Source organism: Roseofilum halophilum BLCC-M91 (genome assembly GCF_030068445.1).
Classification (GTDB): Bacteria; Cyanobacteriota; Cyanobacteriia; order Cyanobacteriales; family Desertifilaceae; genus Roseofilum; species Roseofilum halophilum.
Genome location: NZ_JAQPOK010000073.1, coordinates 14,481 through 34,406 on the forward strand (window position 1 = coordinate 14,481; position 19,926 = coordinate 34,406).

18 protein-coding genes are annotated in these 19,926 nt (G+C 45.9%); 13 read left to right on the plus strand and 5 right to left on the minus strand.

Annotation, left to right across the window (positions count from 1 at the left end; translation table 11 throughout):
- Window positions 1–39: 39 nt before the first annotated feature.
- Together PJF56_RS09050 and PJF56_RS09055 are read left to right on the plus strand one after the other, a co-directional pair.
- On the plus strand, window positions 40–639 hold the full coding sequence (locus PJF56_RS09050) for a DUF4126 domain-containing protein (RefSeq protein WP_283762338.1): 600 nt from the start codon (window positions 40–42) through the stop codon (window positions 637–639).
- Between the two features lie 403 nt (window positions 640–1,042).
- Complete coding sequence (locus tag PJF56_RS09055) at window positions 1,043–1,756, plus strand: LEVG family PEP-CTERM protein (RefSeq protein ID WP_283762339.1); 714 nt, start codon at window positions 1,043–1,045, stop codon at window positions 1,754–1,756.
- Between the two features lie 100 nt (window positions 1,757–1,856).
- Here PJF56_RS09055 and rsmI read toward each other — a convergent pair whose 3' ends face one another.
- The 3 genes from rsmI to PJF56_RS09070 all read right to left on the minus strand — a co-directional run bounded on the left by rsmI (window position 1,857) and on the right by PJF56_RS09070 (window position 4,126).
- The gene (gene rsmI, locus PJF56_RS09060; RefSeq protein ID WP_283762340.1) at window positions 1,857–2,714 is read right to left on the minus strand and encodes a 16S rRNA (cytidine(1402)-2'-O)-methyltransferase; all 858 of its coding nucleotides are present in this window, start codon (window positions 2,712–2,714) and stop codon (window positions 1,857–1,859) included.
- A gap of 58 nt (window positions 2,715–2,772) precedes the next feature.
- Window positions 2,773–3,450 (minus strand): response regulator transcription factor, encoded by a 678-nt coding sequence (locus PJF56_RS09065; RefSeq protein WP_283762341.1) that lies wholly within the window; start codon window positions 3,448–3,450, stop codon window positions 2,773–2,775.
- Between the two features lie 148 nt (window positions 3,451–3,598).
- Window positions 3,599–4,126 carry a DUF1269 domain-containing protein gene (locus PJF56_RS09070; protein WP_283762342.1) on the minus strand — a complete coding sequence of 176 codons (528 nt, stop codon included), beginning with the start codon at window positions 4,124–4,126 and terminating at the stop codon, window positions 3,599–3,601.
- A gap of 140 nt (window positions 4,127–4,266) precedes the next feature.
- Between PJF56_RS09070 and PJF56_RS09075 the strand changes: the two genes are divergently transcribed.
- Window positions 4,267–4,689, plus strand: coding sequence for a GPW/gp25 family protein (locus PJF56_RS09075; RefSeq protein WP_283762343.1), 423 nt, complete (start codon window positions 4,267–4,269; stop codon window positions 4,687–4,689).
- 2 nt (window positions 4,690–4,691) lie between these two features.
- Here the strand turns inward: PJF56_RS09075 and PJF56_RS09080 are convergent, their stop codons facing one another.
- Window positions 4,692–5,303 carry a chorismate lyase gene (locus PJF56_RS09080; RefSeq protein ID WP_283762344.1) on the minus strand — a complete coding sequence of 204 codons (612 nt, stop codon included), beginning with the start codon at window positions 5,301–5,303 and terminating at the stop codon, window positions 4,692–4,694.
- A gap of 159 nt (window positions 5,304–5,462) precedes the next feature.
- Between PJF56_RS09080 and PJF56_RS09085 the strand changes: the two genes are divergently transcribed.
- The 7 genes from PJF56_RS09085 (at window position 5,463) to PJF56_RS09115 (ending at window position 13,821) form a co-directional block, all read left to right on the plus strand.
- Window positions 5,463–6,410, plus strand: coding sequence for a LysR family transcriptional regulator (locus PJF56_RS09085; RefSeq protein ID WP_283762345.1), 948 nt, complete (start codon window positions 5,463–5,465; stop codon window positions 6,408–6,410).
- Between the two features lie 34 nt (window positions 6,411–6,444).
- Window positions 6,445–7,521: an anthranilate phosphoribosyltransferase family protein gene (locus PJF56_RS09090; RefSeq protein WP_283762346.1), complete on the plus strand. Its 1,077-nt coding sequence runs from the start codon at window positions 6,445–6,447 to the stop codon at window positions 7,519–7,521.
- A gap of 16 nt (window positions 7,522–7,537) precedes the next feature.
- Window positions 7,538–8,713, plus strand: coding sequence for a GTPase family protein (locus PJF56_RS09095; protein ID WP_283762347.1), 1,176 nt, complete (start codon window positions 7,538–7,540; stop codon window positions 8,711–8,713).
- Between the two features lie 110 nt (window positions 8,714–8,823).
- Window positions 8,824–10,143, plus strand: a complete 1,320-nt coding sequence (locus tag PJF56_RS09100) for a diacylglycerol/polyprenol kinase family protein (RefSeq protein ID WP_283762348.1) — start codon at window positions 8,824–8,826, stop codon at window positions 10,141–10,143.
- The gene (locus tag PJF56_RS09105; protein ID WP_283762349.1) at window positions 10,136–11,146 is read left to right on the plus strand and encodes a hypothetical protein; all 1,011 of its coding nucleotides are present in this window, start codon (window positions 10,136–10,138) and stop codon (window positions 11,144–11,146) included. The genes PJF56_RS09100 and PJF56_RS09105 overlap by 8 nt, the downstream gene beginning before the upstream one ends.
- 132 nt (window positions 11,147–11,278) lie before the next feature.
- Window positions 11,279–12,919 (plus strand): adenylate/guanylate cyclase domain-containing protein, encoded by a 1,641-nt coding sequence (locus PJF56_RS09110; protein ID WP_283762350.1) that lies wholly within the window; start codon window positions 11,279–11,281, stop codon window positions 12,917–12,919.
- Between the two features lie 101 nt (window positions 12,920–13,020).
- Window positions 13,021–13,821, plus strand: coding sequence for a ParB/Srx family N-terminal domain-containing protein (locus PJF56_RS09115; RefSeq protein WP_283762351.1), 801 nt, complete (start codon window positions 13,021–13,023; stop codon window positions 13,819–13,821).
- Here the strand turns inward: PJF56_RS09115 and hypE are convergent, their stop codons facing one another.
- Complete coding sequence (gene hypE, locus PJF56_RS09120; protein WP_347179503.1) at window positions 13,822–14,886, minus strand: hydrogenase expression/formation protein HypE; 1,065 nt, start codon at window positions 14,884–14,886, stop codon at window positions 13,822–13,824.
- A gap of 259 nt (window positions 14,887–15,145) precedes the next feature.
- Between hypE and PJF56_RS09125 the strand changes: the two genes are divergently transcribed.
- From PJF56_RS09125 to PJF56_RS09135, 3 genes are all read left to right on the plus strand, one after another.
- Window positions 15,146–15,877 (plus strand): DUF928 domain-containing protein, encoded by a 732-nt coding sequence (locus PJF56_RS09125; protein WP_283762353.1) that lies wholly within the window; start codon window positions 15,146–15,148, stop codon window positions 15,875–15,877.
- 75 nt (window positions 15,878–15,952) lie between these two features.
- Window positions 15,953–18,190, plus strand: coding sequence for a CHASE2 domain-containing protein (locus PJF56_RS09130; protein WP_283762354.1), 2,238 nt, complete (start codon window positions 15,953–15,955; stop codon window positions 18,188–18,190).
- 141 nt (window positions 18,191–18,331) lie between these two features.
- Window positions 18,332–19,588, plus strand: a complete 1,257-nt coding sequence (locus PJF56_RS09135; RefSeq protein ID WP_283762355.1) for a DUF3747 domain-containing protein — start codon at window positions 18,332–18,334, stop codon at window positions 19,586–19,588.
- Window positions 19,589–19,926 lie beyond the last annotated feature (338 nt).

The window sequence follows — 19,926 nt, forward strand, 5'->3', positions numbered from 1 at the left end:
CCTCATTGATACTTCACAGATTGTGCAAGTTCATAAGTTATGATTGAGCTTTTGGCCGCTCTCTCGGCTTCTGCATCGGCAGGCCTGAGAATTGCGTTACCGTTATTAGTGATTGGTCTATTACACGGTGATTCCCTATGGTCTCGTGTTCCTATTCTATCTTTAATTCCGCCCCAAGTTGTGTTGGGAGTGTTGGTCAGTTGGTCGTTATTTGAGTTGCTTGCTCCCAAACAACTTTTAGGTCAACGGGTGCAGCAGTTACTTCAGATTGTGTTTAGTCCTGTGGTGGGAACAATCATGGGAATGGCGATCGCCCAAACGACTCTCGAACAAACCCCCTGGATGATTTGGATCATTGGTGGAGTGGGAGGGATCTTAGCCTTAGTCTTACAACTGGTACAAGCGGGATGGTTTTATCGTCTCCGAGGACTTCCCCTATGGGCCATTTTCCTGCAAGATTTACTCTGTGTATTTTTGGTATTCTTTGCCTTTGATGCCCCAGAACAGGGGGGACTAATTGCTCTATTGTTGTTATGGTTGGCCATTCGCAGCTCTAAGGAGTGGTATCGTTGGTACGTGGAACAGGCAAAACCAGGCGACTACCATCACCCCCGTCGCCATAAACGGAATCCAGATTAATCTAAGAATTTTACCGATCCGGGAAAACCACTAAAATTTGCGTAGAAATCACAGGGGGTTTGACCCCTGTTTTTCTCTGGCCGTATTAAAATCAGGACTCAAAGGAATAAAAAGACTGAAATGCTTATCCTGTGAGAGATGGGCCCATTTTGCACGCTTTCAGTGTAATCGTAAAAATACGGTCATATTTTCAGTGGATTCCTAGGATTCTCGAATGCCTTGGCTCAGTCAGTTATGGGTTTTCACAGAAACTTTACATTCCAGCCACTCCAGTCTTCATCAACTCTTTACATAAAAACTCGTAAACTTCTTACTATCTTTACCTAATCTATGGCTAAAGTTGTTTAAGATAGGAGTAGATCAAGTATCAAGCCAGTATTAGAAATTATAGGAGATTACAGACATGGTTAATCACTTCAGTCAATTCACGATTAGTGCAACCACCGCTACTCTAGCCGTAACCCTGCTTGGCTCTTCGGCATTTGCCGGAACCCTTGTTCCTCAAGAAGAAGGTGAACTCGATGTTGGTTTTGGTTGCTTAGAAACTTGTATTGCTCTTCCTGACTTAATTTCCAGTATTGAAAGCCTCACGGACTCAACCACAGGAGCAAAAAGCCGTCTGTTTGTTGATGATGTCACTGGGAGTGCAAATACTTATACGGATGGAACAGATACCGTCAGTTTTGCCTCAGTGGATGCGGGAACTAACTCCAGTGGTTTCTGGTATCGCCCCGTGGACACAGATGAAGAAAATGGACAACTGGAAGTCGGAACCTTTAAATTCACCTTTACTAAAATGTTGTCAGAGTTGATTGTTGGTTTCTTTGACACGGAACGCAGTGGTGAAACCGGTGTTGTATCCATTAATGATGTAGCCGTAGATGATTATTTGGCGAAGGGGCCCAATAGTAATGTGCAGAGCAAAAGCTTTTATGACGTAAGCTCGATTACTCTGAAGTTAGGGTATGACGATTGGACTCTGATCAATGGTAAGGAAAACACGGGTGATGGAGTGAATTTCCGTCTGGCTACTGCTGTACCTGAACCAGCGAGTGTTTTGGGCTTAGGTGCTGTGGCTGTATTGGGTGCATTGGGCTTACGCAAACGCTCTGCTTAAGATCAAAGAGTGAAGTATAGGTTGAAATCAACTTTTTATACATTCTAAGTGAAGACTGATTCAGGGTGCAGTATTTTGTGGAATAGATCTATTGAGCATTTCATCGATCGACAGATGAAGAGGGGTCGATCGCATCCGGTAGCTCTAAGGCCATTTGGTACAATTTCCGTTTAGGAACATCGGTAAGTTGCGCTAAGTGACGGCTGGCTTGCGATCGCGACCATCCTTGCTCTAATAAATCAGCTAACTCGGCTTTCAGTGCAGTTTCAGATAACCCTACATTCTCCAGATTTGCACCCGCCAAAACCAGGGTAAACTCTCCTTTGGGCTGATGTTCTTGATAATATTGGATGGCTTCGTTTAAGCTTCCTCGCCAAAATTGTTCATAGAGTTTGGTCAATTCGCGAGCGATGGTAATCTGACGCTCTGCTCCACAGGTGGCGCTTAAATCTTTTAGGGTGGCTTGCAAGCGGTGGGGCGCTTCATAGAGAATGACGGTACGAGTTTCCGTTTTCAGAGCGTCTAAACGCTGGTGACGGGGTTTCCCTTTGGCAGGTAAAAAGCCTTCAAAACAGAAGCGATCGCTCCCCAAACCCGAAGCAGATAAAGCCGTTAACGCCGCATTTGCCCCAGGAATCGGAATTACATCAATTCCAGCCTCTAACGTCGCCTGGATCAATTCATATCCCGGATCAGAAATGCCAGGAATACCCGCATCACTGACTAAGGCGATCGCCTTTCCCTGTTGCATCAGCGCCAACAGTTCCGGAATACGCTGCTGTTGATTATGTTCGTGGCAGCTCATTTGCCGCGTCTGAATTTGAAAATGTTGTAGCAACTTACCCGTATGACGAGTATCTTCTGCGGCAACGATCTCCACCGACTGCAAAACTTTCACCGCCCGAAACGTCATATCCTCTAAATTGCCTATGGGTGTTCCTACAATATATAACGTCATGTCAATTGGGCAGAAGGGTAATCGGTAATTGCTGCTTCTCCCCATCTCCCTATCCCCCTTAAGATTGATTTAATCCATGCTCGATCGCAAACCGGACTAACTCCGTGCGGCTATTGGTTCCCGTTTTCACAAATAACCGGCTCACATATTTTTCCACATTCCGCACACTCGTTTCAAGACGGCGAGCAATCTCCTTATTCATCAACCCTTCCGTCACTAAATTCAAAACACTTTGCTCTCTAGGGGTAAAATCGATTTGAATCGGGCTAGTTTGAGTTGATACCGTATTCCCCTGTTGCAGGATGCCCTGAATTTGATTGAGTTGTTGTTTAATATCATCCAATTCTGTTGAATTACTGGCTGCTGCGCGGCGGTCGAGCAAGTTTTTGACGATCACTTCTAATTCTTCTGGATCAAACGGTTTGGGGAGATAGGCATCACATCCAGCTTGATAGCCTTGGATGCGATCGGAAGTCATCCCTTTAGCCGTTAAAAATACAACAGGCAAGGACTTGAACCGCTCATCTTCCCGCAACTGTTGCAGGAACTGATAGCCATCCACTTGCGGCATCATAATATCCGAAATCACCAAATCCGGCACAATCTGTTGGACTTTTTCCCAACCTTCAATGGCATTATTTGCCACTTCTACCGTAAACCCTGAATCTTCGAGATAAGCTTGCACCGCCTCCCGTAGTCCCGGTTCATCATCGACCAATAACAGTTTTGCTGACATAGAATGTTCATCAATAGGGGTAATACTCCCATTGTAACAAATTTTGGAAACAACCCTACCTGAATTAGGAGGATGGGGTCATCCCCCCAATTAATCTTAACTTTATCCGTAGTCACTTAAGAGTGAGTCAACCCTTTAAACCCCAACGTTACTCTTCTTTCTCTAAAGCACTAATTACTTCTTCTTTTTGCTCTTTCGAGAAGGCTTGAGATAGCTTTTCTTCATCCTCTCTAGACAATGAAGTTCGCAAAACTTTAGCATTATATTGAGTAATTTGATCCATCACTTTATCTTCTGTCCATTTCCGAATCAGCAGAAATAGGGCAGCATGGCCCGGTTCAATTGTTTCACCTACTTTTTTGATAAAATTATCATCTACTCCATAATCGGTTGCTTTACCACTCAAAGCACCTGTAATAGCTCCAACAGCCGCTCCAAACCAAGGCACAAAGAACAATAGGCCAATTAACAGACCCCAAAATGCACCACCTAATGCACCAGCACCCACCAAATTAACCACTTGGTCAATTTTGACTTTGCCCTTGGAATTGCGTTTAACAATGGCGGCATCTCCTAACTCAATCAGATATTCTTTTTGTAACTGGGCTAGTTTATCCCGCATGGCATAAGCATCTGCTTCATTATCGAAAGCTAAGACGACTAATTCACTATTCATATGGATTTCAGTTTCCGCAATACTTCAAAATTTAGGTTAAATTTAGGTTAATACCTATTGTCAAGGTTCTTGAGTACCTAAATCGCCTACATATACTAACTATACCCAACATCCATTACCAGCGCCAAGCGTTATACATTATGGTCAATTCATCTCCCTTCTCTAAACTACGTCGTCCCTTCATCGGTCAAGGCGTTTCCTTCCCCCTACAGGTGACTCGTCAAGGTAGTTTAGCCTTGAGTGCCGAAGATCTCAATATTCGGGAGTCCATGGTCATTATTCTGATGACTGACTTGGGGGAGAGGGTTTATCGCCCTAACTTTGGCTGTCGGTTATCGGAATTAGCCTTTGCTCCCATGAACCGAGAGACCTTAACCTTGATGCGAATTTGGGTGCAAGAAGCTCTAGAACAGTGGGAACCGCGAATTATTGTGCGGCAAGTGTTAACCCTTCCTCGTCAAGAAGAAGGGCGAGTTGACCTGATCATTCAATATGAAATTCGGGCCAATCACGATCAGCGTAGTATGGTGTTCCCGTTTTATCTCAAGTCCGAAGAAGGGTGATTTCAATGGATATTCTGAGGCCCCAAATACTGAATCAAATAGGGCGAAAACACCTCATAAATTAAGGTAAATGGCCGTCCATGATGCCAAAACAGATAATGGCGACCCCAAAACGGCCCCGGTTGCTCAAAGGCTTCCTCTAAGGCTTGGGAATGACCGTAATAAAGCCCTTGAATATCTCGGTATAACTCCGTTCGCAACCGAGCTAAACTGGCCCAGATGGGCAAGGAGCGATTTTGTAAATAGTCATCCACATGGCTGGCTTCCCACCAAGAAGTGGCATAGGCTAACCGTTGTCCGGATGCGGTTCTCAGCCATACTTGTCGCCTTAACCTCGGCCCCGGAATCGCGGAAAGCTGGGCAGGTGCGCCATCGGGATTCATGCCAATGGAAGACATATCAATGACATCGACTTCCGTTCGTTCGCGGGTTAACAATTGCAAGTGACGAGTGGGGGAACCGTCGCCAAGTAAGAGAATTTGCCAAGCTGGAGAGAGTTGTTCGTGGGGCAGTCCGGTTTGGATTGCGGTTTCATCGCCTTCCCATAGGGGATGCAGGGGAAACCAAGTGGTGGGTACTGGGGTTAGGGTTTGAGATTGGGCGGTTACAGTCAAGGGTCTTCACATAACTTAACGTTTCCTCTGTCTTATGATAGCGCTATCGGTTGGGTAATGGGGGTTCCCTTTTTATTTGTAGTCTTAAATACTAAATCCGGGTTTGAGGTTCGCTAAGGTTTGGAAATCACTTAAGACGAGGAATAGGCTAGGCAGCCTATGCGTTTAGAGCAATTACAAGCATTTTTATCGGTTGCTAAAACTGGCAATTTTCAACAGGCAGCTCATGAATGCGGGGTCACTCAATCTACCATTAGTCGGCAAATTCAGGGATTAGAGGGCGATTTGGGTATTCCCTTATTTCATCGTTCTTCGATCGCCAAATTGACGGTTGGAGGGGAAGTGCTGCTTCCCCATGCTCGGCGCATTTGCCAAGAATGGCAAACTGCTCAAGAGGAAGTTTCGGAGCTGTTGGCAGGAAAACAGCAGGAACTGTGTGTAGCGGCTATTCCTTCTCTATGTTCCTATGGTTTACCTTTAGTGTTACAGCGATTTTGTTGGTCTCATCCAGAGGTACAGTTACGAGTAACGGCTTTGGGGAGCGATCGCGCCTTGAAAGTGCTGAAAGATGGTTTAGTAGACTTAGCACTCATTATGCAAAATCGCTTTTTAACGGCTAGTGCTGAATTAGTGGTCGATCCCCTCTTTGAAGAAACCATCGCCGTATTAATGGCAGCCGATCATCCTTTACATCAAGAACACCTGTTATCTTGGGAGGCAATTTCCCACTATCCGCAGGTGATATTTAAGGATGGATATGGGATGCAACGACTGGTTCATGAGCAATTTAGCAAACATAATCTTCAATATCGAGCGGTTTTAGAACTTAATACCTTAGACGCTTTTCGAGGAGTCATTCGCCAAGGAGAATTTATCGCTGTATTACCCGAATCAGCAGTACGATTAGCCTCCCAAGACCCTAGCGTGATTTCTCGTCCTCTACAACCGAGCATTCATGATGGGGGAAAACCGCTAACTCGTCAAGTGGTATTAGTGACGACTAAAGATCGGCTGCAAATTCCACCTATTGAAAAGTTTCGCGCCTTAGCCCTAGAATATATTCCTCCCCAATTTGCTCCACAAGCGGCGATCGCCAGTGGTAGATAAATAGGTAATACGAAAAAGGCAATAGGCATAAATTATGAGTGATTCCTTCCGAGAATTGTTAAAAAAAGTAGGCAGCGGCCCCCATACCGGAAAACTCCTCACTCGTACAGAATCGGCCCAAGCAGCGCGACAGATGCTGCTGCAAGAAGCGACACCTGCCCAAATTGGGGCATTTATGATTGCTCACCGCATGAGACGACCGACACCTGAAGAGTTAGCCGGAATTTTAGACACTTATGATGAGTTAGGGCCAAAATTGCAACCCCGTCAAGAAGGGGAAAAAGTGGTGATTCTGGGAATTCCCTATGATGGGCGATCGCGCTTGGTTCCAGTCAATATAATTACAGCACTAATCCTCAACACCGTGGGTATCCCGGTTATTCTCCATGGAGGGAATCGGATGCCAACTAAATATGGTATTCCTCTGATTGACCTTTGGAAAGGAGTAGGAGTCAATTGGGACTCCCTTTCCCTCGATCGAACTCAGGAAATCTTTCATCAAACCGGTTTAGGCTTTGTTTATCTCCCTCAGCATTTTCCCCAAGCTCATAGTTTGATTCCTTTCCGAGAGCAAATCGGTAAACGCCCCCCCTTTGCAACCACTGAACTCATGTGGTGTCCCTATTCTGGGCCCGTTCATCTAATGACTGGGTATGTGCATCCTCCCACAGAAACCCTATTTAAACGCGCTTTAGCCCTGCGTAATATCGATCAACTAACAACAATCAAAGGATTAGAAGGTAGTAGCGATCTCCCCTTGTCTCGCACCGCTATTATGGGACTGAGTAGGGAGCAAAATGCTGAGGTTTCGGACACTCAAGAGCCGGAAATGGTTCTTGAACGCTTCTCGATTAACTGTCGAGACTATGGACTAACCCCATCGGATGTGGGATTAGAATCAGAAGAGATGGCGATCGCCTCTATTAAAGCCATATTAGACCATCAACCGACCCCTCTTTTGAACTCTGCAATCTGGAACGGCGGATTTTATCTTTGGCGCTGTGGGTATTGTGATAGCGTGGAGACGGGTTTATCCATGGCTCAAGATCTCCTCTATGGGGATAAAATAGCCAAAACCCTGCACAATCTGCGTCGGATAATTAATCATTAACAATTAATCATTAACAATGCACAAGTGGTTTAGGGTGACTCAGTGGTTTAAAGTCAGTGAGGAGCAAATTGCCGAAATTCTGGATCGGGTGCGATCGGAACTACCAACGACAGAAGCGCTACTCATTGGCAAACCGCAAACGGGGAAAAGTTCAATTGTGCGGGGACTCACCGGAGTTTCTGCGGAAATTGTCGGTCAAGGGTTCCGTCCCCATACCCAACATACGGAGCGCTATGCTTATCCCTCGGAGGATTTACCCCTGTTGATTTTTACGGATACAGTGGGGTTGGGGGATGTCGAGCAGGATACGGATCGAATTATTGAGGAGTTGGCGCAGGAGTTGGAAGGGAAAACTGTTGGCGCTAGGGTATTGATTTTAACGGTTAAAATTAATGATTTTGCCACCGATACCCTGCGTCAAGTGGTGCAAAAGCTGCGTCAAAAGTATCCCCAGGTTCCCTGTTTGTTGGCCATTACTTGTTTGCATGAGCTGTATCCTGCGGATGTAGAAAACCACCCCGTTTATCCTCCAGAGTTCGAGTCTTTACAACGGGCAGCATCTGCCATTGAGGAGGGATTGAAGGGCGATCGCGCCCTGGAACCGGATCGGGTGATTTTAATTGATTTTACCCTAGAGGAAGATGGGTATACACCAGTATTTTATGGTCTCGATCAATTGCGAGATACCCTGGGAGATTTGCTACCAGAAGCAGAGTCTCGTGCCATTTATCAGCTTTTGGATCAGGGAGTGGGCAAGCAGTTAGGTAGCCTCTATCGGGATGTGGGACGAAGGTATATTACGGCATTTACAATTATGGCAGCAACGGTAGCGGCTGCGCCCTTGCCCTTTGCAACCATGCCGGTGTTAACGGCTCTGCAAGTGTCGATGGTGGGAGTGTTAGGTAAGCTTTATGGCCAAACCTTGAGCGTGTCTCAAGCGGGAGGACTGGTGAGTGCGATCGCCGGTGGATTCTTAGCCCAAGCCATTGGTCGGGAGTTGGTGAAGTTTATTCCCGGTTTCGGCAGCGCGATCGCCGCATCTTGGGCCGCCGCTTATACCTTTGCCCTAGGGGAAACGGCTTGTGTGTATTTTGGCGATTTAATGGGCGGAAAAAAACCCGATCCCAATAAAATTCAATCCGTAATGCGCGAAGCTTTTCAAGGGGCAAAAGAACGGTTTAAAAATCAATGATTAATGCATGGTTTTAGCCATAGACTCAATTGAGGATAGCATTACCTACAGAAAAAAGTTATAGTTAAATAAATTTCAGTACATCAACTCCAGCCATGATTTTTAATTGAATGCTGAATGTATTTTTTGTTTTATCAATTCTGGCAGGATTAATCATACTATTGCGGGTCTATCAGCAGTGGTATTCTCCCCATCCAGAATGGGTGCGTAAATTGCTTCATGTGGGAATGGGATTAGTGACGTTAAGCTTTCCCTGGTTATTCGAGTCTCCGTTGCCGGTGATCGGGTTAGCTGTGGGGGCGATCGCCTTTTTGTGCAGTATTAAGTTTATCCCTTTCTTTCATGCACGGCTCGGCAGTGTAACCGATGGTGTTGGTCGTAGCTCCTGGGGGGAAGTGTATTTTCCCTTGTCAGTTGCCTTAATTTTTACCTTATCCCAAGGAAATTTAGTCTACTATCTGATTCCGATGTTGCTTCTAACCCTCGGAGATGCGGTAGCAGCACTCATTGGAGTTAGCTATGGATTACACACTTACAGTACCTCGGAAGGGCGCAAAAGTGCGGAAGGCTCGATCGCCTTTTTCACCGTAGCTTTTTTAAGCACCCATGTTCCCTTATTGTTACTCACCGATATAGGACGGGCCGAAAGCCTATTAATTGGCGTGATTTTAGGCTTGCAGGTGATGGTTTTAGAGGCGATCGCCTGGGAAGGATTAGATAATTTATTTATTCCCGTCGGCGGATTCGTGATGTTACATTTATTTTTGCCCATGGATGTTCCTGATCTCGGTTTTCGCTTAATTCTCACCTTGATTGTGGGCACATTAACCCTTAGTTGGCGACACCAAACTACCCTCAATGATAGCGCCGTTCTGGGGAGTGCTTGGTTGGGATATTTAGCCTGGATCTTGGCAGATTGGCGCTGGTTTCTTCCCCCAGTTATCCTCTTTTTAGCCTATTGTTTATTCTGTCCTTGGACTCAACAATATCAAGAACGTCGCCATGATATGCGTGCCGTTTTGAGCATTGGCTCCACAGGAATTTTATGGTTATTGGTGGGTAAAATTACTGGTGAACCCCTTTATTTTTATGCTTATACCCTGGCATTTGCGGCTCATCTGGCCATCATTGATATTGCTGTACCCCAATTTCATCCTCAATTGCCGAATGAGGCGTTTATTGGGCGCTCTGTTCTCAAGGGTTGGGTGTTAATTTTTGTACCATTTCTCTGGATTCAAGGTTGGGAACTTCGGGCGATCGCCTATGCTGGAGAAGGATTGGTTACCGTGGGACTGATAGCCATTGCCTTTGCTCTCCTACAACGGAGTTGCCGGGAACTCGATGAGACTTGGATGTGGATCGGGCGATCGGCGATCGTAGGATTGGGATCGGCAATCAGTTTAAGTATTTGGGTAATGGGTAATGGGTAATAAGTATTGTTCTATGTATGATTATCATTTAATTTGCCGAGCCTCTGAGCTAGAAATCTTAGCCAGTCTTGATGGAATTCCTGCCTTAAGTTCAACTCTGTTTCAGCAACATCAACCGGATCTGCATGTGGTAATTTTGCACGATCGAAGCTTAGTTGCTCGCTGTTCCCTTTGGTGGCAAAATACGCCCAACCATGGTCAAGAAAAATTAGGATTAATTGGCCATTATGCCGCCAAAGATGCTCAAAGTGCTAAAGCACTATTGAGCCGTAGTCTAGAAATTTTAGCTCAACACAATTGTACTTTAGCCGTTGCGCCCATCGATGGCAATACGTGGCGAAATTATCGCTGGATTACAGATCGAGGAAACCATCCCATTTTCTTTCTCGAACCCAACAATCCTCCAGACTATGTTGAGCAGATTCTAGAGGCTGGTTTTAGTCCTTTGGCTCACTACTATTCTGCCTTAGTCACGGACTTAAATCAAGGCGATCGCCGTTTACAGCGAGTGGGCGATCGCCTGAAAAAACTCCACATTACCCTTCGCCCCCTAAACTTAGAAGACTGGGAACAAGAACTGCATCAAATTTATCAGATCTCTAGGGTTGCCTTTGAGCGGAATTTCTTATATACCCCCCTCTCGGAGTCCGAATTTATGGCCCAATATAGCCCAGTTCGTGACTACATTAACCCAGAATTGGTATTATTCGCCCAGCAGAGAAAAAAGATTGTAGGTTTTTTATTTTCTATTCCGGATTTTTGCTTAAAACAACGGAACTTACCGGTTGAAACCATTATTCTTAAGACTGTTGCCATCTTGCCCCAAAGGGAATACGCCGGACTAGGGAATTTATTGGTCTACCAATGTCATCAAATTGCCCAAAAATTAGGCTATCAATCCGTAATTCATGCTCTGATGTATCAAAGCAACTCATCCCTAAACATCAGCCATCGATATGCCCAACCCATCCGTCAGTATACCCTGTTTGCCAAAGCTATTTAAATCGCTTATACTTAACGTATAAAAGTTCCCTTGCACAGAGCGCAAAGGCGACTTTTAAGGGAAAAACGACTTACCGATTACTAATTACCCATTACCAGCGCGTATCGCCATATCATCCCGCTTGAGAACGCCATGCCGTACTTAATCTACGCTCCCCATAGTCAGGATGAAAAACTCTATGAATTACGTTGGGGAATCAATGCCCTGGGGCGATCGCTTGATAATACGATCGTCATTAGTCATGCCAGTCTTTCTCGACACCATGCAGAAATTCACTGGACACCGAGAGGGGTAGAAATTTGCGATCTCCAGAGCAGTAATCATACATTTATTAATGAAAGTAGAATTAAAACGAAATGGCTCAAGGATAAGGATATTATTCGCTGTGGTAAAGTCAGCTTCCAATATCGAGAGCAACTGGAGGTTCAGGAAGAAGAAACCGGTTTAGAGCCAGAGGACAATCGCACCATTATTAAAGAATTTTCCATCGATCAAGGCAATGTGGGAATGCCTGAATTATTGTCAGATCAAGAAAGATCCTTATCCTTACTCAAATTGCGAGAGCAGGATGAGCAAAAGCGTAAAGAAGATAAACTCAAACTCCTGTTAGAAGTGAGTAAACAGCTCTCCTATCCGAAAAGACTCGACAAGTTACTCAAAAAAATATTAGAAATTCTGTTAGATTTAATGCAGATCGATCGCGCCGCTATTTTATTGATCGATCCCCAAACACAAAAAATGCAAGTTAAAGCCGTACATTCTCAACCCGGCATTCATGCAGACTATCAATTTTATAGTAAGAAAATTACCAATTATGTTCGCGAAAAGCAACAAACCATCATGACGGCAGATGCCCAAATTGATCGTCGGTTTAGTGATTCGGATTCGGTGATTAGTCAATGCATTCATGCTTCGATTTGTGCCCCCCTTAAACCCCGCGATACGGTCATTGGGGTGTTATATGTCGATAATTTATCCTTGTCGAATGTCTATTCGGATGAAGATGTAGAATTTTTGACTGCCTTAGCCAATCAAGCGGCGATCGCCATAGACCATAGTCAACTCTATCAAAAAATGGAATCTGAAGCCGTTCTCCGGGACAAACTAGAGCGGTTTTTCCCCAAAGCCGTCAGCCGTAAACTGCGGGAAGAAGGCAACCTCAACAAAATTGTAGATACAGAAGTGACTGCTCTCTTTTCCGATGTCAGTCAATTTACGCAGATGTCCTCCCTCATGTCTCCCCGTGCAGTCATCGAAATGCTCAATGAATATTTCGGCATGATGGTAGAAGAAATTGTGTTTCCCTACGAAGGAACCCTAGAAAAATATATAGGAGATGCCTTAGTTGCCGTCTGGGGGTCACCGTACCAAAGAGAAGATGACGCAGAACGGGCCGTTAAAGCGGCGATCGCCATGCAATGGGCCGTTAGACGGCTGAATATCCAACGCCAACAGCGCAACCATCACCCCATTCACATTCATATCGGCTTAAATACAGGACGAGTCGCTTCCGGAAATATTGGTACACAACGCCTGATTCAATATGCCCATATTGGCGATACCATGAATGTAGCCAGTCGTATTTGTAGCGAAGCCAAAGCCAATGAAATTCTAATTTCTGCCAGCACTTTCGTTAAACTAAAGCCCAATCAAATTCCTGTAGAACGTTTACCCCTTGTACAAGTGAAAGGCAAAAAAGATCCCCTACAAGTCTATCGCGTTCTCTGGGAAGAACTCCCCTATCAAGATACCTTAAATGTAGAAGAAAGTTGATGAGATAGCCTTGGGAGTTACGAAAATAAGGAAGTTTCAAGTGATTTGACGGATTAGACCCTTCCCTTTTACCCTGTACAAGTGTCTATGACTTGGTAAATATGACTGTGAAAAAAATTTGGCTTTTGTGTTTGACCCTGGCAGCGATCGGTTTATCCCTCGTTATCCCTCCCTCCGCAGATGCTAGAATTGCTCCCTGTCCCTCCCGTCCCCTCTTCCTGAGAACCCCCCTAGAATGTCGGATAGCGATCGGTGACTTGCATCCCACCCAACCCGTCGTTGGCAGGTATCAAGTCCAATATCAAGTCGCATTTTTAAGGGTCATCGAGCGTGGAGAATCCTCTAACTATGCAACCGTTGAAGACTATGTAAATCAGCGAAGTGTCCCCGTTGTTGTAGGGCCAGGCAATCAATTTTATATGGTTGACTCTCACCACACCATGAGTTCAATTTGGGAATATTATCAGGGCGATCCCAACATTAGGGTCAACATTGAAATTATTCAAGATTGGAGAAATAGATCCGATTTTTGGTCAGCAATGCAAGCACAAAACTATACCTATTTAGGAACCCCTGGAAATCGGATCGACCCAGACGATCTGCCCCGTAACCTCGGTGAATTAAAAAACGACCCTTATCGGGCCGCAGTAGGAATGGCGCTTAACTGGGGATTTTTTGAGCGACCGAAAGGCGAAAAAATCTTTTTCTACCAATTCAAATTGGCAGATTGTTTAAAAGAATTTGGCTTAATCTTACCGGATGAAATCAACCGTTCCCATGTGTATCAAACCCTAGCCATGATTCACGATCCTCAGTACACCTATGGCAACAGTTCTGCCTGTACGATTCCTTCCCCTCAAGAGTTATCTTTAGAAGCGATTGCCCAACAACAAGAACGATAATTAGCAAATCCGGGGTAACTGTTCGCCACTGAGCCAATCCAGAATTCGACTGGCTCCAATCTGACTGGTTAGACTCACCTGACCAGAAAACTCAGAAGTTGCTTGTTTTCCTACTTGTCCAATCACCGATGCTCCTATGTCTGCTTCTGAAGTTTCTCTTAAAACCGATAGGGCTAACGCCACATCAGACTGGGGAATAAAGGCCACAAATCTTCCCTCATTCGCAACATAGAGGGGATCGAAACCCAGAATTTCGCAAGCTCCGCGAACATCTTCTCGAACTGGAATTAAGGATTCATCAATGTGCAAATTCAATCCCGAACTGAGGGCAATTTCATTTAACGTACTGGCTAATCCTCCTCTTGTTAAATCCCGCAAACAATGGATGTTCACCCCGGCTTCGAGTAACCGGAGAACTGGTGCTGCAACAGGAGCGGAATCACTTTCAATGGTCGTTTCAAAGTCCAATCCTTCACGCACAGCCATAATCGCGATCCCATGCCGCCCTAAATCCCCATTGATTAAAATGGCATCTCCCGATCGCACCTGGTGGGGAGAAATCTCGCTTTTTGACTCAATTACCCCTATACCAGACGTATTAATAAACATCCCATCCCCTTTGCCTCGATCGACTACCTTGGTATCTCCAGTAATAATTTCTACTTCTGCTTGCTGGGCGGCAGCTTGCATCGATCGCACCACCTGCCAAAGCGTCTCCATCGATAACCCTTCCTCCAAGATAAACCCCGCACTCAGATACAGCGGCCTCGCTCCAGCCATAGCTAAATCATTCACTGTCCCATAAACAGCCATCGAGCCAATATCCCCCCCTGGAAAGATGAGGGGATTGACCACATAGGAGTCTGTGGTAAACGCTAGGCGATCGCCCTTTACAGCAAACACACTGGCATCATGGGAAACATCAGGACGACCAAAAACCGGCAAAAACATCTGCTCAATAAGCTGATGCATGAGCTTACCGCCCCCTCCATGGGCTAACAGCACCTGGGGATAGTTTTGGATCGGAATCGGGCAAGATAGGGAAAAATCCGGTGCAGAAGCCATATTCATAGTTAAATAGAGATGAAACAGCCTGGAACTCACGCTCTTTTTCAGCGTCTTCTCATCAAGAGGCTCCAGTTTCAGGTAATTTTAAACCATACCTGAAATCTAACCCTCAATTCTTATCACATGAGCGTTTCTCAGACAAAGATAAGTAGACACAATAGAGATTAGCCTATCCGCTAAACTCTTTACCTGGGATTCTATGCCAGAGTAGATAAAGCTACCCAACTGTTTGCCCACAAGGAGATGTATGCACGTTATGGCCTTTCAACTTTTCCCTTCCCCTCTTAAATTGCTGGCATTTGCCCTAGCTCCCGCTCTCCTAGCTCCAGGAGCTTTGGCCCTAGAATTTCCTCCCACTGGTGGGGTGGGCGCTCCCACAGGAGGAAGTGCTGGGGGTGGAGTCAGAGGCGCTTCTGCTTGCGTCACCCCCCAAAATGAACTCTCCTTAATGGCCTTAAAACCGCCTCAACCAGATAATTATGTCGGTCAAACTGCCAGCGAGACCCCGACCATGTTCTTTTATGTGCCCAAAACCAAAGCCAGATCGGCAGAATTTATATTAGTCGATCGGCAAGGCAATGATGTCTATACTGAGGAGCTAGAACTCTCTAAAGATGGCGGTTTAGTCAGTGTAAACATGACACTACCGGAAGCCATGGGGGATTCAACTGAATATACTTGGTTATTTCTCCTGGTTTGTAATCCCAGTGACCGAGGAGCAGATGAGTCCATTCAAGGGCAAATTCGTCATGTTACTCTAGAGTCAAATGTAATGGCCGCTTTGGAAGAAGCCCAAGCCGAAGAAGACCTACTCAAACAAGCAGAACTGCTGGCTCAAGCTGAAGTTTGGTACGATAGTCTGGCGATCGCCGCTCAGTTACGAGATTTAGATGCTGGCCCTTGGGAAAGTCTCTTGAAATCCGTAGGTCTCGATAAATTAACCCAAACCCCGATGCTTCCCTTAGAAAGAATCACGGAAAATCCTTAGCATCATTAAGATTGTAGGGTGCAGATTCACAGGCAGCATAACTGAAGATTACTGTTTACTGTAACCCTGGGTTCTATGTGGGAAACAATTAAAGATTGGTTATGGCAACAGCGAGGGGTATGGATCGCTACCCCTTCCGTGACTGTAGTGGTCATCCTGTTTCGGTTAATGGGCGCTCTCCAAGGGGGAGAATGGGCCCTATTTGATTTGTATATGCGCTGGCGACCCTTAGAACCTCGCGATCAGCGAATTGCGATCGTCGGTATTAATGAAGCAGATGTAGAAGCGATCGGTCAGGCCATCATTCCCGATCGCATTTATGCCGATCTGCTCCAGAAACTAATCGCCATGGAACCGAGGGCCATTGGTTTAGATATTTACCGAGATTTACCCGTTGAACCCGGGCATCAAGACCTAGTAGAAGTTTTTGAGAATACTGATTATTTGATCGGCATTGAAAAGGCAGTCGGAAATGACCAACGCGATCGCGTCGATCCACCTCCCGCCCTAAAAGCCAAAAATCAGGTGGGAGCCAACGATTTATTGCCCGATGCCGATAGTAAAGTGCGTCGGGCGTTAGCCTTTCTGGAAACTCCAGAAGGGGAAACCATTTATGGTCTACCCCTTTATCTGGCTCTACTCTATCTACAACCCGAAGGCATTGCGCCCGAAGTCATACGTGAAAACACTTGGCGTTTAGGAAAAGGACTCTTTTCTCCCATTGAAGCCAATGCTGGGGCTTACTTGGGCGAAGCAGAGGGTGGATATCAATTAATCCTCAATTATCACGGCCCAAGTGAGTCCTTTGAGACAGTTTCCCTGATGGATGTCTTGGAGGATCGAGTCCCAGATGATTGGGCGAGCGATCGCATCGTTTTAATTGGTGCAGTGGGAGAATCCTTTCAAGACCTCTTTCCCACACCCTATACCATGACCCCCTCCCAACGGATGGCAGGAGTGGAAATTCACGCCAACATTACCAGTCTGATCCTGAGTTCTGCCCTAGAAGGACGACCCCTGATTCAAAGCTGGAATGAAACTCAGGAAAACCTATGGATTCTCTTCTGGGCCTGGGTCGGAGCCGTTTTAACCTGGAGATTACGCCATAGTGGAGGCTTAAACACATCCGCCATCCGTAAGGCGATCGCTCCAATTGCCACCATCCCCCTGTTAATGGCAATCACCTATGGAGCCTTTTTAATCGGATGGTGGTTACCCGTGATTCCCCCCCTCCTCAGCTTAGTTGGATCTTTAGTGGTCATCACTGGGTATATTGCTCGCACTGCTGGAGATATCCGCAAAACCTTTGGCCGCTATCTGAGCCAGGAAATTGTAGCTACCCTATTGGAGCATCCCGAAGGCCTAAAGTTAGGCGGTGAACGACGCAAAATTACCATCCTCACCTCCGATTTACGGGGCTTTACCGCTTTATCTGAGCGCCTTTCCCCAGAAGAAGTGATTAAAATCCTCAACTTTTATCTCGGCCATATGGCCAATGTAATCACCGAATATCAAGGAACCATCGATGAATTTATGGGGGATGGCATTTTAGTCTTATTTGGCGCTCCCATTCCCCGTGAAGATGACGCTCAAAGAGCGATCGCCTGTGCGATCGCCATGCAACTGGCCATGCAACAGGTCAACGTGCAGATGAAAGAATGGGACCTCTCTGCCCTAGAAATGGGAGTTGGCATCAATACCGGTGAAGTCGTCGTCGGTAATATTGGCTCCGAGAAACGCACCAAATACGGTATCGTCGGCTCTCAAGTCAATTTAACCTATCGGATTGAATCTTACACCACCGCCGGCCAGATTTTAGTTTCTGAATCCACCCTGTTGGAAGCCGGCCCAGAAGTCAAAATCAATGGCGAGAAACAAGTCACCCCCAAGGGAGTCAAAACCCCCATTACCATCTATGATATCGGCGGTATCGGTAGCCCCTACCAGCTTGAGCTACCCAAAGAAGAAGAACATTTTGTACCCCTCCCTCAAGCCCTTCCCCTCCAGTATGCTGTCCTAGAAGGTAAAAATATTAGCGATCGCGTCAATCAAGGCCAGTTAATTGCCCTATCCGAAAAAGGCGCAACCATTCTGGTAACCCCAGAATCCGGCGATCGAATTCCCTCCGGATTGACCAACCTAAAAATTAATTTCTTTAAGGATGAACAACCCGAAAACCGTCAAGATGTTTATGCCAAAGTGCTAGACGACAATCGATCTAACGATCAGTTCTCCATCCGATTTACCTCTAAACCCCCCCCCGTAGAAGCCAAGTTAAAGGGGTTATATGAGGCCATCTCTAAAACCACCTAATTGTACAGCCATAGACAACTCTAAAACTGTCACACCCCCTAGCAACAATTTACGGATACCTTTCGACTGGGGGGGTACTGGAGAACAGAACACCTCTCTTGTACACTGCTTAAATTAAGTCTACTCATTCCTTCTCAAACTATGAATAAATCACTCCTCTCCCGTTTAACTGCTATTGCCACCACTACTGTCCTTGGGATGACCACCTGGGTGTCTACCGCTCGCGCCTTCTTCGATCATAGCGAAGTCCAGCAAAATGACTTTATTGCGATCGCCGCTCCACGAGGTACAACCGCCCATCAACTCCTCATCTTGGAACAAAAATCCAACACCCGTCAATGTTGGAGTGAAAGCGGCCAAAGCCCCACCATTGTTAATCCTCTTTTGCTCAATTTTGACTTTACCGGTATTTGTGGCCGCAGCACCGATAGTAACGGATTTTCCATCCGCGTCAACAATCAAGATCTAGCCCTCCAGTACAGCCTACGAATCGTCAATCGCAACAATGATTTAGTCCTAGTTGGATCATCCAATACCCCAGGAGGCCCAGAAATAGAAATTGGTCGCACCTATGGCGCAACCTCCGATTTTGTCAAAATTCATCTCAATCCCGGTTGGCGGTTTGCTAAACGCTCCTATGAAGGTCAAACCCTTGGCCATGTATACCTGCTTAACGATCAACAATTAAGCTCCTTGATTGGTACATCCCCTAATCCAATCGATCCCAATCCAGTCGATCCCAATCCCGTTGACCCCAACCCCGTTGACCCCACTACTCCCAGCTTTAAAGATATTGCTAATGATATTTATGCCACTGAAATCAATCAAGCAGTCGATATCGGTTTTATTTCTGGCTTTGCCGAAGATAGCACCTTCCGTCCCCAAAATCCCCTCACACGAGAACAATTAGTATCAATGGTTTTAGAATCTCTCAAAACCATTCCTGGCACTAACGTCAATATTCCCACCAATACCGCCACAACTCCCTACCCTGATGTAGCCTCCTCTCGATGGAGTGCCGCCAAAATTCAATGGGCAAAAGACAACAACATCGTCAGTGGCTACACAGATGGCACATTTAAGCCCGCTCAATCCGTCACCCGTGCAGAATTAATGGCAGTTCAACGCCGTGCAGCCGAGTTTGCCCGTAAAACTAGCGGCTTAAATCCCGAACTTCAAGCCAAACAAGATCCCCAATCCTTTAGTGATGTTGAAAATCATTGGGCCTCCGATCTGATTAGCCAAATGTCTACCTATTGCTCTGTGGCTTCCCCCTTAAATGAATCCGGGACTCAGTTCGTTCCCAACGATAACGCTCGTCGCAACTATGCCGCAGCCGCCACATTACGGATGCTTAATTGTGTGAAATCCGATATTACCACTGCTTCTGCTCAGTAACCTTCAGGGTTGCTCTGAAAACCTTGGACGGAGCAAGCTCCGTCCTCCTTCTTAGCACCCGCTTATATCAGCTTAAACCCCAAGGGCGTGGGAGTTAGTCCCTCATTGCCTCATCATCTGAATCTCTTTACTCTTATTGTAAAACCAAACTCAAACGCTGAAACCCTTGATTTCACTAGGTTTCCAGAAAAATCTCAAAAAACTTTGAAAAAAGGGTTGACAAAGCAAGAAAGGATTGGTTATATTCGTATTTGTGCTTGAGAGGACGGCAGCAAACCACTGACCCCTTCTCGAAGCCACCGAACCTAGAAAATTCTATAGTTTGAAAGCCTAAGCTA